The sequence below is a fragment of the Burkholderia sp. Bp8986 genome (genome assembly GCF_003854225.1).
Classification (GTDB): domain Bacteria; phylum Pseudomonadota; class Gammaproteobacteria; order Burkholderiales; family Burkholderiaceae; genus Burkholderia.
Genome location: NZ_QTQM01000010.1, coordinates 51096 through 65506, shown reverse-complemented (window position 1 = coordinate 65506; position 14411 = coordinate 51096). Strand labels below are relative to the sequence as shown.

The window sequence follows — 14411 nt, the reverse complement described above, 5'->3', positions numbered from 1 at the left end:
CGGCCCGACGCATTCAACCTCGTCGTGCAGCCCCGCCGATGCAGGCCTTTCGATGCGCAACGGCGCGCTCGGACGAGCGTGTTCGAGCCATGTCGGACAAAAGCCGACGGCACGTCCGCGGCATCACGAATGCGGGCATCCCGCATCGGTCCTGGTTCATACTGTCTCGCAATCGCCGATTCACCTCGACCGTCGCCGTCGCCCCGGATCGCTGTCATGCGTGTTCAAAGTGCGTTGCTGTTTCTCGTCGGCACCCTGCTCACCGCGGGCGGCTACGGTGCAACCTTCCTGCTGTCGATGCGCTTTCGCGCGATCGGCGGCAGCGATCTCGATACCGGCGCGGCACTGGCCGCGGCGACGGTCGGCACGTTCGCCGGTTTGTCGTTCGTCGGCTGGTTCTCGCAGCAGATCGGCACCACACGGATCGCCGCGCTGTCGTCACTGTGCATCGGCGCCGGCATCGTCGGCTTCGCGCTCGTCGGGCGCGCGGCCTACGCGGACCTGCCGTCCGGCTTCCTGGTCGGCTTCGGCTGGGGCGCGTTTCACCTGGCCGCGCCGATGTCGCTGGCCGAGCGTACCAGCGGTGCGGAGCGCGGCACCTGGTTCTTTCGATCGGCGACGTTCCAGATGACCGGAATCGGCGCATCCCCGGCGTTTGCCGCCTATGCGATGCGCATGCTCCACTGGTCGATCGACGACACGCTTTACGCGGTCGGCGCGCTGTGCGCGCTCGCGTCGCTGATGCTGGAAGCATTCGGCCGCCTGAGCCCGCGTCCGTCCGCCCCCGTCGCCGGCGGCCGGTGGGTGCGCGAGCTGCGCACGATCTCGCGCACGCGGGCGGCCGCGCCGATCGCGATGATCGCGCTCGGCACCTGCGTGTTCTCCGGCCTGATGACGTTCCAGATGTCGCTGATGCAGGGCACGCAGGCGCGGCCCGGCACATTCTTCAGCGTTTATACGATGACAGTGGTGAGCGCGCGCTGGCTGCTCGGCAGATGGGTCAGGATGGCGCGCCCCGAAACGGCGACCAAGGGCCTGCTCATGTTGATGCTGCTCGGCGCGCTCGCGATGTTCGGCGCTGCCGCGCACGCATCGCTGCAGTCCGTCGCGGCCGTCCTGCTGGGCGCCGGCTACGGCCTCATGTATCCGGTGATCCAGGCACAGGCGGTCAACGATTGCCCGGACGCGCAACGGCATGGCGTGCTGACCTGGTTCGTCGCGTCGTATTTCATCGGCGCGTTCGGGTTTCCGTCGCTTGGCGGCTGGGTGATGGTGCATGCCGGCAAGGGCGCGTTGCTGATGCTCATCGCCAGCTGCGGGCTGGCGGCGCTGTCGCTCGCGATCCTGCGCGACCGGCCGGAGCCGGTGCGCACGCAATGACGCAGTGGCGGGACGAACCGCCGCGCAGCCTGCCGGTCAGAACCGCCCGACGTCGACCACCGCCTGGGCGAATGCCTGCGGCGCCTCCTGCGGCAGATTGTGGCCGATACCGCCGGTGATCGTGCGATGCTCGTACTTACCGGTGAACTTCGCCCGATAGACGGCCGGCGGCACGTGAAACGCCCCGTTCGCGTCGCCTTCCATCGTGATGCTCGGAACCGTGATCGGCGGCGCGGATGCAAGCCGCTGCTCGTATTCGTCGTACTTCGCCTCGCCCACCGCAAGCCCCTGCCGCCACCGGTAATTGTGGATCGTAATGGCGACGTGATCCGGGTTTCGGAAAGCCGGCGCGCTTCGCGCGAAGGTCGCGTCGTCGAAGTTCCATTTCGGCGACGCCTGCTTCCAGATGAACTTGACGAAATCTTCGGTGTACTTCTCGTAGCCGTCGCGGCCGCGGTCGGTCGCGAAATAGAACTGATACCACCACTGGAACTCGCCGGCGGGCGGCAGCGGCATTTTTCCCGCGCTCTGACTGCCGATCAGATAGCCGCTCACCGATACCAGCCCCTTGCAACGCTCCGGCCACAGCACGGCAATGATATCGGCGGTTCGCGCGCCCCAGTCGAATGCACCGAACAGGGCCGTCCGGATGTCCAGCGCATCCATCAGCGCGATGATGTCGAGTGCAACGGCCGTCGGCTGCGCGTTACGCATCGTCTGGTCCGACAGGAAGGTGGTCGAGCCGTAGCCCCGCAGGTACGGGACGATCACCCGATACCCCTGCGCGCCGAGCGCCGGGGCGACGTCGACGAAGCTGTGGATGTCGTATGGCCAGCCGTGCAGCAGCATGACCGGCGGGCCATCGGCCGGGCCCGCTTCCGCATAACCGACATTGAGCAACCCGGCCTTGATCTGCTTGATCGTCGTGAACGACGAATGGCTTCCAGGCTTGATCGGTGGCATCGGCGGTGTTGCCGACGGCGCATTTTGTGCGTGAGCGGATTGCAGCATCTCGAACTGCGCTGCAACAAGCGCACCGGCTGCCATGCGCGCAAAGCCACGCCGGCGCGGGTCGATTTCTTGTGGCATTTTTATCTCCCGTTTCAGTGGGACTGACCGACAAACCGACAAACAGGCGCTACCGGAAAATGTTAGTCGATAGGAAACGGCTTGCAAGGCGGATTGAAAGACGGCAATAGGACGCATTGCCTGAATCCGTCTGTATGCGCCTGGGTCGCGCGTGCCGCCATCGGCTGGTCGGCTGAGTCTCCGCACTCGCAGCGTCGAATGGTGTCACGCCTGCGCAAATCGTCATCGCGTGAACGTGGAGCCGCAACATGGTGCCCATTCCGGGTACCCGGCGTATCGCATATCTTGAGGAACACGTTGTCGCATCGGACATCGATCTCTCGCCCGGCGAACTGGCAGCGCTGGACGAGCCCGCACCGGTCGGTGCGGCGACAGGCGAACGCCATTCGGCGCGAATGATGGCAGCCGTCGGGCATTGACGGCGAAAACGCGCCGCCGCACGCGGCGCATCCGCCGCCCTCGGCGGTGTCGTCCTGACGTCAACCCGGTTTCTTCGACGACCGCGCGACCGCGAACCACGCCATCATCGCGCCCGCGACCCACGCGCAGGTCAGCAGCAGGTCGAAGTCCATCATGCCTTCGAAATTCTCACTGTTCTCGAAGCTGCAATGCCGGCTGCCGCGAAATTCGATGCAACCGCTGGCGACCCACTGAATGTGCATGAATACGTGATAGACGGCGAAGGCCGAAGCGATAATGGCGACGCGCAGGCGTAGGGTCGTTTTCATTCGGCGCCGGAGGCGGTGGGATGGTGTGACGCCGATCTTAAGACAACGGCGCCGCATCAGGCAATCGATCCCGCGCGTACGTCGCGACCGGCATGCACGACGGCGAATCGCCATCCGCACAAACCCCGATAAAACCGTGGCATCGCGCTTTCGGCGCGGCGCCTTGCGGCGCTCGGCGCGCACGGATTTGCGGTATTCACGCTGACGCACGACGGTCTTGCCGCCGGCAGGCATCCTCCGCCCGAACGACGACGCGTCGACAACGCGCATCGCTTACGCGTCGTCGATCTGCCGGAGCCCCCTCAAGCAATCCACCGCCAGCTGCTGATAGATCCGCGTGCCGTTCGCCTTCGCGTCGATCTCCGCGTCGCTCAGCCGCCGCACCACACGGCCCGGCACGCCCGCGAGCAGCACGCCGCGCGGCACGTCGTAACCGGCCTTCACGAACGCGCAGGCCGCGACGATCGTGGTCGCGCCGATCGTCGCGCCGTCCATCACGACCGCGTTCATCCCGATCATCGTGTCCGGCTCGAGCGTCGCGCCGTGCACGATCGCGCCATGGCCGATGTGGCTGTTCACGCCGAGCCGGCACGTCTCGCGGATGCCGACGTGCAGTACGCAGCCGTCCTGCACGTTGCTGCCGTCGCCGACGACGATCGCGCCGAAGTCGCCGCGCAGGCTCGCATGCGGGCCGATGTAGCAGCCCGCGCCGATCGTCACGTCGCCGATCACGACCGCGCTCGGATGAACGTACGCGGACGAAGCGACGCGCGGGCGCATGCCGTCGAATTCGAACAGCGGCATCGCTCAGAGCACCGCGGCCGCTTCGGGCACGAGCGTGAACAGGTCGCCGACGAGGCCGTAATCGGCCACACCGAAGATCGGCGCTTCCGGATCCTTGTTGATCGCGACGATCACCTTCGAATCCTTCATGCCGGCCAGATGCTGGATCGCACCTGAAATACCGACGGCGATGTACAACTGCGGCGCGACGATCTTGCCGGTCTGGCCGACCTGGTAGTCGTTCGGCACGTAGCCGGCGTCCACTGCCGCGCGCGACGCGCCGAGTGCGGCGCTCAGCTTGTCGGCCAACGGTTCGAGAACCTTCATGTAGTTCTCGCCGCTGCCCAGGCCGCGGCCGCCCGACACGACGATGTTCGCGCTGGTGAGTTCGGGGCGATCGAGTTTCGTCACCTCCCGGCCGATGAACTGCGACACACCCGCATCTGCTGCCGCTTCGATCTTCTCGACCGCTGCGCTGCCGCCAACGCCCGCGACCGGATCGAAGCCCGTCGTCCGCACCGTGATCACCTTGATCGGGTCGCCCGACTGCACCGTCGCGATTGCGTTGCCAGCATAGATCGGACGCTCGAACGTGTCGGCCGATACAACCGCCGTGATGTCGGAGATCTGCGCGACGTCCAGCTTCGCGGCGATCCGCGGCGCGATGTTCTTGCCGTACGCGGTGGCCGGCGCGAGGATGTGCGAGTAGTTCGACGCGACGGTCAGCACCGTCGCTTCGACGTTCTCGGCGAGACCGTCCGCGAGTTGCGGCGCATCGGCGAGCAGCACTTTCGAAACGCCTGCGATCTTCGCCGCTGCATCGGCCGCTGCTTGCGCGTTGTGGCCCGCGACCAGCACGTGAATGTCGCCACCGCCGAACGCGCCGACTTCGGCGGCCGCCGCCACCGTGTTCAACGTCGCGGCCTTGATCGGCGACGCGCCGCCAGCCGATGCCGCATCGTGCTCGGCGATTACCAGAATCGTCATGTCCGTCCGCTCCCTGTTACAGCACCTTGGCTTCGGTCTTCAGCTTGTCGACCAGCGTCTGCACGTCCGGCACCTTCACGCCGGCCGCGCGCTTCGGCGGCTCGGCCACCTTCAGCGTCTTCAAACGCGGCGTGACATCCACGCCCAGGTCTTCCGGCTTCACAGTTTCCAGCGGCTTCTTCTTCGCCTTCATGATGTTCGGCAGCGTCACGTAGCGCGGCTCGTTCAGGCGCAGGTCGGTCGTCACGACCGCCGGCAGCGACAGCGACAGCGTTTCCGCGCCGCCATCGACTTCACGTGCCACGGTTGCCTTGCCATCGGCGATCGTCACCTTCGACGCGAACGTCGCTTGCGGCAGACCTGCCAGCGCGGCCAGCATCTGGCCCGTCTGGTTCGAATCGTCGTCGATCGCCTGCTTGCCGAGGATCACCAGTTGCGGCTGTTCCTTGTCGACCAGCGCCTTCAGGATCTTCGCGACGGCCAGCGGCTCGACGCTGTCGTTCGACTCGACGAGGATCGCGCGATCCGCACCGATTGCCAGCGCCGTGCGCAGCGTTTCCTGCGCTTGCGTCACGCCGACCGACACCGCGATCACTTCGGTCGCGACACCGGCTTCCTTCAGGCGCACCGCTTCTTCCACCGCGATTTCGTCGAACGGGTTCATCGACATCTTCACGTTCGCGATGTCGACGCCGGTGCGGTCGGACTTCACGCCGACCTTCACGTTCGCGTCGACCACGCGCTTCACTGCCACGAGCGCTTTCAACTGCCTGCCTCCTCTCTTGTTTCGACCGCCGCGGCGCGTCAGCGCGCGGTGTATCCGCCGTCGATCACCAGCTCCGCGCCCGTCACGTAGCGCCCGGCCGGCGACACGAGATACAGGATGCCGGCCGCGATGTCGCGCGGGCTGCCGATCTTCGCCATCGGCACGTGGGTCTGCAGATAGCCGAACACGTTGTCGGGATCCTGGCCCATCTGGCGGAACGCGTCCTCGAGCATCGGCGTGCGGATGTAGCCCGGGTGCACCGAGTTCGCACGAATGTTCTTCGCCGCATACAGCATCGCATCGACCTTCGCCATCATCCGCACCGCGGCCTTCGACGCGTGATACGCGGGCACGTCCGGGCCGCCGACGATCCCGTACATCGACGACAGGTTCACGATCGAGCCGCCGCCGGCCGCTTCCAAGCGCGGAATCGCCGCGCGCGTGCACAGGAACACGCCGTTGACGTTCACGTCCTGCACGCGCTGCCACTGTGCGAGCGTGAGTTCGTGCGTCGGCACGTTGTGCCCTTCGATGCCCGCGTTGTTCACGAGCACGTCGAGGCGCCCGAAGCGCGCGACGATCTCGCCGAACACGCGCTCGACGTCGGCCTCCTGCGTGACGTCGAGCGACCAGAACGCGGCCTGGCCGCCCTGCGCGCGAATCTCCTCGACGAGCGCTTCGGCGGGCTGCGACAGCACGTCGAGGATCGCGACGCTCGCGCCGGCCGCGGCCAGCGTGCGCGCCGTTTCCGCGCCGATGCCGCGCGCGCCGCCGGTGATCGCGGCCACCTTGCCGCGCAGGTCGAACAGGTCTTCGATGAGTTTCATTGTGTCTCCTTGAATTTAGGCGAACCGGCCACGAACGGGCCGGCCATCAAAACCATCGCGCATCATCGCGCCGTCGGCGCAGCCAGGAAATCGATGCATTCCCGATTGAAATAGGCCGCATGCTCCACCATGACCCAGTGGCCGCAACGGTTCAGCAGCACGAAGCGCGCGTCGCGGCAACGCTCGAGGAACGTCAGCGCGCCGCCGACCGGATTGAAGCGGTCGTCCGTGCCCCAGAAACCGAGCACCGGGCAGTGCAGGTCGGCGAGCGCGCCCGTCAGGTTCGGCACGCTCATCGTCGACAACACTTCGGTCGGCTGCTCGACGCACACCTTCATCCGCTCGGCGACGAGCGCGTCAGTGACGATCGCCGGATCGTGCACCAGCAGCGTCAGCAGCTCGCGCATCGTGTCGTCATTCATCTGGCGATTGGTGAAGAGCTTCACCATCCGCTGGATCCCTTCCATCCGGAAATAGGTGTCGCGATCCTCGACGCCGCCCGGCGCCATCATGATCAGCCCGTCGACTTCGTCCGGGTAATCGAGCGCGTATTTCAGCGCGATCGCGCCGCCGAGCGAGTTGCCGAGCAGCACGGCCGGCCCGATGCCGAGCGCGGACAACTGCGCGTGCAGCGCGCCGACGAAGAAATCGAGCGTGTAGGCGACGTCGGACGGCTTCGACGACTGCCCGTAGCCCGGCAGGTCGACGACGATCGCGCGGTGGCCGGCCGCCGCGAACGCGGGGTAGTTGTGCTTGAAGTTGCTGAAACCGCTCGCGCCCGGGCCGCTGCCGTGGATGAACACCACCGGGCGGCCTGCGCCCGCCTCGAAATGATGCAGGCGCAAGCCGCCCGCTACGTCGGTGAAGATGCCGGCCGGCGGCGTCGTGGGGGTCGTCATCGCGGGTTGTCTCCTTCGTCGGTCGATGGATGCCTGCCACGATGATTGCGCCGCCGGCGCTGGCCGGCATCATCCTTTCAGACTACGAAGCCACGCGCGCTTGTTCCTATCATCGGGCCACCGAAAACGGAGGCAGACGATGAACGGATTCGACTACAGCGGCAAGACGGTGCTCGTGACAGGCGGCACCAAGGGCATCGGGCGGCGCATCGCCGAGCGGTTTCTCGCGGCGGGCGCGCGCGTGTTCGTGTGCGGGCGCAGCGCGCCCGACACGCCGCCGTCCGCCGGCGGACGCACGGCCACCTTCATCGCGGCCGACCTCCGCGACATCGAGCAGGTCGACGCGATGCTCGCGACGGTCCGCGCCTCGACGGGCGCCCTCGACGTGCTCGTCAACAACGCGGGCGGCTCGCCGTTCGTGCTCGCGGCCGACGCATCGCCGCGCTTCACCGAATCGATCGTGCGGCTGAACCTGATCGCGCCGCTGCAACTCGCGCAGCGCGTGAACGCGATCATGCAGCCGCAACCGCATGGCGGCGTGATGCTGTTCATCGCGAGCGTCAGCGCGTCGCGGCCGTCGCCCGGCACCGCGGCCTACGGCGCCGCGAAGGCGGGGCTCGTCAACGCGGTCACGTCGCTCGCGGTCGAGTGGGCGCCGCGCGTGCGCGTGTGTGCGATCAGCCCGAGCCTCGTGCAAACCGAATCCGCGACCGAAGGCCACTACGGCGACGATGCGGCGCTCGATGCGATCCGCGCGACGATTCCGGCCGCACGGCTCGCGACACCCGACGACGTCGCGTCGGCGTGCCTGTTCCTCGCGTCGCCCGACGCGTCGTACACGTCGGGCGCGAACCTGCGACTCGACGGCGGGGGCGAACGGCCCGCGTTCCTGGCCGCAGCGCAGATGCAAGCGCGCTGACGCACGCGCCGCCAGAGGCGTACGCCGATCGTTTCCAGTCCTAGGGAAGTCATCTAGTTCATTTTGACGATTCCCTGCTATCGCGATCTCCCTACTCTGCCTCTCACGACAACCACAGTCGACCGTCGTCGATACCCCCAGAGGAGACACCATGCATCAACGGATTTCGCGCCGTACCGACAAGCGGGCCACCGCCGCGCTGTCGACGCTGGCCGCCGCGCTGCTGACTTGCGCCGTTCCCGACGCGCACGCCGGCAGCACGATCGAGCTCGGCGCCGACACGACGCTGGACTACACGTTCACGCTGAGTTACGGCCTCGGCATGCGCACGCGTGCGCCGAGCGGCAATCTGCTGACGCCGGCGAACATCAACGGCGACGACGGCGATCGCAACTTCGCGAAGAACAAGCTGATCGAGAACCAGGTCAGCCTGCTCGGCGAAGTGAACCTGAAGCACGACGACTGGGGCGTGTTCGTCCGCGCGAGCACGTTCTACGATCAGGCGTACCGCCACCCGAACTACAACGACGCGCCCGGCACGGTCAACCACACGGGCCAGTACAACAACTTCACCGGCGACGCCCGCTACTGGTCGGGCGGCCACACGACGCTGCTCGCCGCCTACGCCTACAACACCTTCAAGATCGGCCCGACGAGCCTGAACGTGAAGGTCGGCGACCAGGTGGTCGCGTGGGGCGAAAGCCTGTTCTTCCCGAACATCGCGGGCGCGCAAGGCCCGGCCGATGCCACCAAGTCCTATGTCGCGGGCGCTCAGGTGAAGGACATCCTGCTGCCGGTGCCGCAGATCTCGACGCAGTGGCAGATCACGCCGAACTTCAGCCTGCTCGGCTACTACCAGTTCTCGTTCCAGCAGAACCGCCTGACCGCGCCCGGCACGTACTGGAGCTATTCGGACGTGGTCGGCCCGGGCGCGCAGTTCATCATCGGCCCGGGCGGGATGATCATTCCGCGCGGGGCCGACGACAAGCCGAGCGCCCGCAACCAGTGGGGTATCGGCGCACGCGTGCGCGTGCTGGGCGACACCGAGCTCGGCGTGTACCACCTGCATTACAACGACATGAACCCGAGCGTCGTCACGACGTACTTCCCGACGCTCCAGTACCAGCAGAAATATTTCAGCAACATCAAGCTGACCGGCGCGAGCTTCTCGACGCAGGTCGGCCCGGTGAACGTCGCGGGCGAAGTGTCGTACCGCCAGGGCGCGGCCGTGCTGGTCAACACGCCGACCGGCCCGCAGTCGACGCGCGCGAACGTGCTGCAGACCAACCTGTCGGGCATCTACTCGATCGGGCCGAGCTTCCTCGCAAACTCGCAGTCGCTGGTCGGCGAACTGACGTACGTGCATGCCGGCGGCATCTCCGCGCTCGACGGCTCGACCACGCTCGCCAACTCGCGCAACGCGCTCGCGATGGAGATCGCGTGGACGCTCAGCTACAAGAACGTGTTCAACGGCTGGGATCTCGACGTGCCGCTGACCTACTCGCACGACCTGACCGGCACGTCGCCGCTCGCCGGCGCGCTCGGCTCGCTGACGGGCCAGGGCGATCACCGCGTGACCGCCGGCGTGACGTTCACGCGCCTGAGCAACCTGCAGCTGGCGCTCGTCTACGCCAAGTTCCTCGGCTCGCCCAACCCGGTCACGCGTCCGCTCGCGGATCGCGACTACGTGCTCGCCACGGCGACCTACCACTTCTGAGCGGCCCGGCCGCTCGTCACTCAGCAAGAAGAGGATTTGTCATGAAACGAACTCGTCTCCCCCTCCTGCGCGCATCGGTGATGGCCGCGTGCGCGCTCGTCGCGACGGCCTCGTTCCCGAAGGTCACGCCGGACGACCTGAAGGCGCTCGACGGCCCGCTCACGCCGATGGGCGCGGTGCGCGCCGCGAGCAAGGACAACAGCGTGCCGGAGTGGTCGGGCAAGTGGCTCGGCACGCCGCCCGACGTCCAGTACAAGCGCGGCAGCCGCTACCCCGATCCGTTCGCGAACGAGAAGCCGGTCGCGACGATCACCGCCGAGAACATGGCGCAGTACGCGGAGCACCTGACCGACGGCCAGAAGGCGATGTTCAAGCGCTATCCGGCCACGTTCAAGATCAACGTCTATCCGAGCCATCGCGACTTCCGCTACGCGGATTCCGTCTACAAGGACATCCGCACGTATGCGCCCGATTCGACGATGACGTCCGACGCGAACGGGCTGACCAACGCGCCGCCGCAGGTGCCGTACCCGATCCCGAAGACGGCCGCCGAGCTGCTGTGGAACCAGCGCTTCTCGTCGGCGATCGGCACCGAGCAGGCAACCTACGACCAGGCGGTCGTGTACTCCGACGGCAACATCGCGTGGGGCAAGGTGCGCTACGACATCTACTCGCCGCGCAACGTCGGCAAGTACGACGTGAAGAGCGACCTGAACAACCGCACGTTCTATCGCAACGCGACGGAGCTGCCGCTGTCCGACCGCGGCTCGCTGATCGTCGGCTTCACGAACTGGGACAAGGCCGGCGCGGACAACTCGTCGCGCACGTGGATGTACAACCCGGGCACGCGGCGCGTGCGCCAGGCGCCCGAATACGGCTATGACCAGCCGCAGGGCCCGGGCGGCTTCCGCACCGTCGACGACGACCGCCTGTACAACGGCCCCGGCGACCGCTACGACTGGAAGATCGTCGGCAAGCGCGAAGTCTACGTGCCGTACGACAACTACAAGGCGATGGACAGCTCGGTCAAGTATGCGGACCTGCTGACCAAGGGTCACGAAAACCCTTCGTACATCCGCTACGAGCTGCATCGTGTGTGGGTGCTGCAAGCGACGCTGAAGAGCGGCTATCGTCACCAGTACGCGAAACGCGTGCTGTACATCGACGAGGATTCGTGGATGACGCTGCTCGCCGACAACTACGACGCACGCGGCCAGCTGTGGCGCACCAACGTCGCGACGACGCTGTACGCATATGACGCGAAGACGTTCTACCCGGGTGTCGTGTTCTTCCACGACCTGATCTCCGGCGCCTACATGGCCGACCGCCTGACCAACGAAGGGCCGATGCCGAAGCTCGACAGCAGCCCGCAGTTCAGCGAAGCGTACTTCTCGCCGGACGCGATCCGCAGTTCGGGTAACTAAGCAAATCGCCGCCCGCGCCGGAGCCTCGCTCCGGCGCCCGACGCCGCCCGGGACGGCGGCCTTTTCCATTCGAGGGCCCTACCATGTCCAACCGCTTGCATGCGACGCTCGGCGACGAGCTGTATGCCGCGTGGCACTCCCGCGCGCCGGTCGCGCCGCTGTCGGGGCGGCCGCGCCGGCTGTCCCTCGACGATGCGTACCGGATCCAGCAACGCTTCATCGAACGCCGCGTCGAATGCGGCGAATCGGTGGTCGGCAAGAAGATCGGCGTGACGAGCCAGGCCGTGCAGGACATGCTGAACGTGCGCCAGCCCGATTTCGGCATCCTGCTGTCCGGCATGCACTACGCGGCCGGCGAGGCGATCGCAACCGAGTCGCTGATCGCGCCGCGCGCCGAAGGCGAGATCGCGTTCATCCTCGCGCGCGACCTGCGCGGCCCCGGCATCGACCGCACCGACGTGATCGCCGCGACGGCCGCGGTTGCGCCCTGCTTCGAGATCGTCGATTCGCGCATTCGCGACTGGGCGATCCGCATCGAGGACACCGTCGCCGACAACGCGTCGTGCGGCGTGTACGTGCTCGGCGATGCGCGCGTCGATCCGCGCACGCTCGATCTCGCCGCGTGCGAGATGACCATCGAGAAGAACGGCGAGATCGTCGCGCAAGGCCGCGGCGATGCGGCGCTCGGCCATCCCGCCGACGCGGTCGCGTGGCTCGCGAACACGCTCGCTGAATACGACGTGCCGCTGCTCGCCGGCGAGATCGTGCTGTCCGGCTCGCTCGCGAAACTGATTCCGGTCACGGCCGGCGACGCGCTGTCGATGCACATCTCCGGCATCGGCGGTTGCGACGTCCGCTTTATCTAAAGGAAGAGGAAGAATCCTGATGAAGAAAATCAAATGCGCACTGATCGGGCCCGGCAACATCGGCACCGACCTGCTTTACAAGCTGCGCCGCTCGCCGGTGCTCGAACCGGTGTGGATGGTCGGCGTCGACCCTGCGTCCGACGGCCTCGCGCGGGCCCGCGAATTCGGGCTGAAGACCACCGACAAAGGTGTCGACGGGCTGCTGCCGCACGTCGCCGACGACGAGATCCGCATCGCGTTCGACGCGACGTCGGCCTACGTGCACCGCGACAACTCCGACAAGCTCACCGCGCTCGGCGTGAAGATGATCGACCTGACGCCAGCCGCGATCGGGCCGTACTGCGTGCCGCCGGTCAACCTCGACGCGCATCTCGGCAGCGCGCAGATGAACGTGAACATGGTGACCTGCGGCGGCCAGGCGACGATCCCGATGGTGTACGCGGTGTCGCGCGTGCAGCCGGTCGCGTACGGCGAGATCGTCGCGACGGTGTCGTCGCGCTCGGTCGGCCCCGGCACGCGCAAGAACATCGACGAATTCACGCGCACGACGTCCGGCGCGATCGAACAGGTCGGCGGCGCCCGCAAGGGCAAGGCGATCATCGTGATCAACCCGGCCGAGCCGCCGCTGATCATGCGCGACACGATCCACTGCCTCACCGACGGCCCGCCCGACGTCGACGCGATCACCGCGTCGGTGCATGCGATGGTCAAGGAAGTGCAGCGCTACGTGCCCGGCTACACGCTGAAGAACGGCCCGGTGTTCGACGGCAACCGCGTGTCGGTGTTCATGGAAGTCGAGGGGCTCGGCGATTACCTGCCGAAATACGCGGGCAATCTCGACATCATGACCGCCGCCGCGGCCGCCACGGCCGAGCGTTTCGCCGAACAGATGCTGGCCGCGACGGCCGCCACCGCTTGAGTCGAGGAGTCACACGATGTCACTTGCAGGCAAGAAGATCACCGTCCACGACATGTCGTTGCGCGACGGGATGCACCCGAAGCGTCACCAGATCACGCTCGACCAGATGCGCAACATCGCGCGCGGGCTCGATGCGGCCGGCGTGCCGCTGATCGAGGTCACGCACGGCGACGGGCTCGGCGGCGCTTCGGTTAACTACGGTTTTCCCGCGCATACCGACGAGGCGTACCTGAGCGCCGTGATTCCGGAGCTGAAGCAGGCGAAGGTGTCGGCGCTGCTGCTGCCCGGCATCGGCACCGTCGAGCACCTGCGCATGGCGCACGAGCTCGGCGTCGGCACGATCCGCGTCGCGACGCACTGCACCGAAGCCGACGTGTCGGAACAGCATATCGGCCTCGCGCGCACGCTCGGCCTCGATACCGTCGGATTCCTGATGATGGCGCACATGTCGTCGCCCGAGCAGCTCGTCGTGCAGGCGAAGCTGATGGAGTCGTACGGCGCGAACTGCATCTACATCACCGATTCGGCCGGCCACATGCTGCCCGACGACGTGACCACGCGGATCGGCCAGGTGCGCGCCGCGCTGAAGCCGGAGACGGAACTCGGCTTCCATGGCCACCACAACCTCGCGATGGGCGTCGCGAACTCGGTCGCGGCGGTCGCCGCCGGCGCGAACCGGATCGACGCGGCTGCCGCCGGCCTCGGTGCCGGTGCGGGCAATACGCCGATGGAAGTGTTCGTCGCGGTGTGCGACCGGATGGGAATCGAGACCGGCGTCGACGTGTTCGCGATTTCCGACGTCGCCGAGGATCTCGTCGTGCCGATCATGGACGCGCCGATCCGCCTCGACCGCGATGCGCTGACGCTCGGCTATGCGGGCGTCTACTCGTCGTTCCTGCTGTTCGCGAAGCGCGCGGAAGCGAAGTACGGGATTCCGGCGCGCGACATCCTCGTCGAACTCGGCCGGCAGCGGCTCGTCGGCGGGCAGGAGGACATGATCGAGGATGCGGCGCTGACGATGGCGCGGGCACGGGCGGTGGCGGCCTGAACGGCAGTCAGCGTACAGCACGCGCGGCAATCGACATGATGCGAGCCGTTCGTCGAAGA

At 67.0% G+C, this 14411-nt stretch carries 15 protein-coding genes; 8 read left to right on the top strand and 7 right to left on the bottom strand.

Annotated features, from left to right (window positions below; all coding sequences use genetic code 11):
• Positions 1 to 216 precede the first annotated feature (216 nt).
• On the top strand, positions 217 to 1380 hold the full coding sequence (locus DID99_RS12300; protein WP_124666799.1) for an MFS transporter: 1164 nt from the start codon (positions 217 to 219) through the stop codon (positions 1378 to 1380).
• A gap of 36 nt (positions 1381 to 1416) precedes the next feature.
• On the opposite strand, the gene DID99_RS12295 is transcribed toward DID99_RS12300, so the two are convergent.
• Positions 1417 to 2469 carry an alpha/beta fold hydrolase gene (locus DID99_RS12295; protein WP_124666850.1) on the bottom strand — a complete coding sequence of 351 codons (1053 nt, stop codon included), beginning with the start codon at positions 2467 to 2469 and terminating at the stop codon, positions 1417 to 1419.
• A 248-nt stretch (positions 2470 to 2717) separates the two neighbouring features.
• On the opposite strand from DID99_RS12295, the gene DID99_RS37235 reads away from it, so the two are divergent.
• Entirely contained in the window at positions 2718 to 2888 is a 171-nt protein-coding gene (locus DID99_RS37235) for a hypothetical protein (RefSeq protein ID WP_185733765.1), read from the top strand.
• 60 nt (positions 2889 to 2948) lie between these two features.
• Here the strand turns inward: DID99_RS37235 and DID99_RS12290 are convergent, their stop codons facing one another.
• From DID99_RS12290 to DID99_RS12265, 6 genes are all read right to left on the bottom strand, one after another.
• The gene (locus DID99_RS12290; RefSeq protein WP_124485054.1) at positions 2949 to 3197 is read right to left on the bottom strand and encodes a hypothetical protein; all 249 of its coding nucleotides are present in this window, start codon (positions 3195 to 3197) and stop codon (positions 2949 to 2951) included.
• Positions 3198 to 3470: 273 nt separating this feature from the next.
• Positions 3471 to 4001 (bottom strand): transferase hexapeptide repeat family protein, encoded by a 531-nt coding sequence (locus tag DID99_RS12285; protein ID WP_124570863.1) that lies wholly within the window; start codon positions 3999 to 4001, stop codon positions 3471 to 3473.
• Between the two features lie 3 nt (positions 4002 to 4004).
• Positions 4005 to 4967: an electron transfer flavoprotein subunit alpha/FixB family protein gene (locus DID99_RS12280; protein WP_124666798.1), complete on the bottom strand. Its 963-nt coding sequence runs from the start codon at positions 4965 to 4967 to the stop codon at positions 4005 to 4007.
• A 16-nt stretch (positions 4968 to 4983) separates the two neighbouring features.
• Complete coding sequence (locus DID99_RS12275; RefSeq protein WP_124666797.1) at positions 4984 to 5733, bottom strand: electron transfer flavoprotein subunit beta/FixA family protein; 750 nt, start codon at positions 5731 to 5733, stop codon at positions 4984 to 4986.
• A gap of 38 nt (positions 5734 to 5771) precedes the next feature.
• Complete coding sequence (locus DID99_RS12270; RefSeq protein ID WP_044844631.1) at positions 5772 to 6560, bottom strand: SDR family NAD(P)-dependent oxidoreductase; 789 nt, start codon at positions 6558 to 6560, stop codon at positions 5772 to 5774.
• A 62-nt stretch (positions 6561 to 6622) separates the two neighbouring features.
• Complete coding sequence (locus DID99_RS12265; protein WP_124666796.1) at positions 6623 to 7459, bottom strand: alpha/beta fold hydrolase; 837 nt, start codon at positions 7457 to 7459, stop codon at positions 6623 to 6625.
• Between the two features lie 139 nt (positions 7460 to 7598).
• On the opposite strand from DID99_RS12265, the gene DID99_RS12260 reads away from it, so the two are divergent.
• From DID99_RS12260 to dmpG, 6 genes are all read left to right on the top strand, one after another.
• The gene (locus DID99_RS12260) at positions 7599 to 8378 is read left to right on the top strand and encodes an SDR family oxidoreductase (RefSeq protein ID WP_124666795.1); all 780 of its coding nucleotides are present in this window, start codon (positions 7599 to 7601) and stop codon (positions 8376 to 8378) included.
• Positions 8379 to 8529: 151 nt separating this feature from the next.
• Complete coding sequence (locus tag DID99_RS12255; RefSeq protein ID WP_124570867.1) at positions 8530 to 10095, top strand: DUF1302 domain-containing protein; 1566 nt, start codon at positions 8530 to 8532, stop codon at positions 10093 to 10095.
• 41 nt (positions 10096 to 10136) lie between these two features.
• Positions 10137 to 11519, top strand: a complete 1383-nt coding sequence (locus DID99_RS12250; protein WP_124484696.1) for a DUF1329 domain-containing protein — start codon at positions 10137 to 10139, stop codon at positions 11517 to 11519.
• Between the two features lie 83 nt (positions 11520 to 11602).
• Positions 11603 to 12385, top strand: a complete 783-nt coding sequence (gene dmpE, locus DID99_RS12245) for a 2-oxopent-4-enoate hydratase (RefSeq protein ID WP_124570869.1) — start codon at positions 11603 to 11605, stop codon at positions 12383 to 12385.
• A 19-nt stretch (positions 12386 to 12404) separates the two neighbouring features.
• Entirely contained in the window at positions 12405 to 13304 is a 900-nt protein-coding gene (locus DID99_RS12240; RefSeq protein ID WP_044845651.1) for an acetaldehyde dehydrogenase (acetylating), read from the top strand.
• A 16-nt stretch (positions 13305 to 13320) separates the two neighbouring features.
• Entirely contained in the window at positions 13321 to 14352 is a 1032-nt protein-coding gene (gene dmpG / locus DID99_RS12235) for a 4-hydroxy-2-oxovalerate aldolase (protein WP_124666794.1), read from the top strand.
• Positions 14353 to 14411 lie beyond the last annotated feature (59 nt).

Bases quoted from the DNA above. Each gene is read 5' to 3' on its own strand.
- DID99_RS37235 (WP_185733765.1), top strand. From the start codon at position 2,718: ATGGTGCCCATTCCGGGTACCCGGCGTATCGCATATCTTGAGGAACAC.
- DID99_RS12250 (WP_124484696.1), top strand. From the start codon at position 10,137: ATGAAACGAACTCGTCTCCCCCTCCTGCGCGCATCGGTGATGGCCGCG.
- dmpG (WP_124666794.1), top strand. From the start codon at position 13,321: ATGTCACTTGCAGGCAAGAAGATCACCGTCCACGACATGTCGTTGCGC.
- DID99_RS12270 (WP_044844631.1), bottom strand. From the start codon at position 6,560: ATGAAACTCATCGAAGACCTGTTCGACCTGCGCGGCAAGGTGGCCGCG.
- DID99_RS12240 (WP_044845651.1), top strand. From the start codon at position 12,405: ATGAAGAAAATCAAATGCGCACTGATCGGGCCCGGCAACATCGGCACC.
- DID99_RS12260 (WP_124666795.1), top strand. From the start codon at position 7,599: ATGAACGGATTCGACTACAGCGGCAAGACGGTGCTCGTGACAGGCGGC.
- DID99_RS12295 (WP_124666850.1), bottom strand. From the start codon at position 2,469: ATGCCACAAGAAATCGACCCGCGCCGGCGTGGCTTTGCGCGCATGGCA.
- DID99_RS12280 (WP_124666798.1), bottom strand. From the start codon at position 4,967: ATGACGATTCTGGTAATCGCCGAGCACGATGCGGCATCGGCTGGCGGC.
- DID99_RS12265 (WP_124666796.1), bottom strand. From the start codon at position 7,459: ATGACGACCCCCACGACGCCGCCGGCCGGCATCTTCACCGACGTAGCG.
- DID99_RS12300 (WP_124666799.1), top strand. From the start codon at position 217: ATGCGTGTTCAAAGTGCGTTGCTGTTTCTCGTCGGCACCCTGCTCACC.
- DID99_RS12285 (WP_124570863.1), bottom strand. From the start codon at position 4,001: ATGCCGCTGTTCGAATTCGACGGCATGCGCCCGCGCGTCGCTTCGTCC.
- DID99_RS12290 (WP_124485054.1), bottom strand. From the start codon at position 3,197: ATGAAAACGACCCTACGCCTGCGCGTCGCCATTATCGCTTCGGCCTTC.
- dmpE (WP_124570869.1), top strand. From the start codon at position 11,603: ATGTCCAACCGCTTGCATGCGACGCTCGGCGACGAGCTGTATGCCGCG.
- DID99_RS12255 (WP_124570867.1), top strand. From the start codon at position 8,530: ATGCATCAACGGATTTCGCGCCGTACCGACAAGCGGGCCACCGCCGCG.